The organism is Pseudaeromonas pectinilytica (assembly GCF_054780855.1).
The window spans coordinates 1-643 of record NZ_BAAGVN010000161.1; the positions used below are offsets into that span (position 1 = coordinate 1).

General features: G+C 56.9%; 1 protein-coding gene. It reads left to right on the top strand.

What is annotated here, in order from left to right; genetic code table 11:
• Positions 1-162 precede the first annotated feature (162 nt).
• Positions 163-528 carry a hypothetical protein gene (locus ACYVG7_RS09980; RefSeq protein ID WP_460882981.1) on the top strand — a complete coding sequence of 122 codons (366 nt, stop codon included), beginning with the start codon at positions 163-165 and terminating at the stop codon, positions 526-528.
• The last annotated feature ends 115 nt before the right edge of the window (positions 529-643 follow it).

Sequence of the window (643 nt, forward strand, 5' to 3'; positions counted from 1 at the left end):
AGCTAAGACAGCAAACCAAAACACAAGCGAGACAACTACTTTGTCCAGGGAAATCACCATCAATCTGCCGGGATCCCGGCAGACCATTAAAACTGATGCTGCTGGTGAGGCCGCACTGGAATCAGTGCTCCGCCAGCTTGAATCAGTGGGGGCAATCACTCCATGACCAACTCACTCGCTGGCATCGAATTGGATGACGAAATCGCGTGGACTGATGAACTGGACTGGACGCCGATCGAACAGTCGCTATCTCGTGGCCAGACCGGTCACATGATCGTCCAGGAAGGGACCAAGGTCGGCGGCCGACCGCTGACACTGACCATGACCGGCACCCGTGCCACTGTCGATTTGCTCCGCGCCCAGCTAACGACAGCCCAGCTGCCGTTGGTGCTTTACGGAACAACGTACACCGTGCGCTGGCGTCATGCCGACAAGCCCATTGAGGCAACTCCGCTGGTCGATTACGTCAACCCGGCCGCAATGCCAGCTCTTGAACACGCCATTACTCTGCGATTAATCGAGGTTTAAACGACATGACTATCCAACCCGCTGATCTCGTCTTGCTTGAATCAGAGCGCATGACCGATGAGGCGTCCGGCGGCGGGCGCCCGACCGGTAGAACAATCCCGGACAATACGCTCAA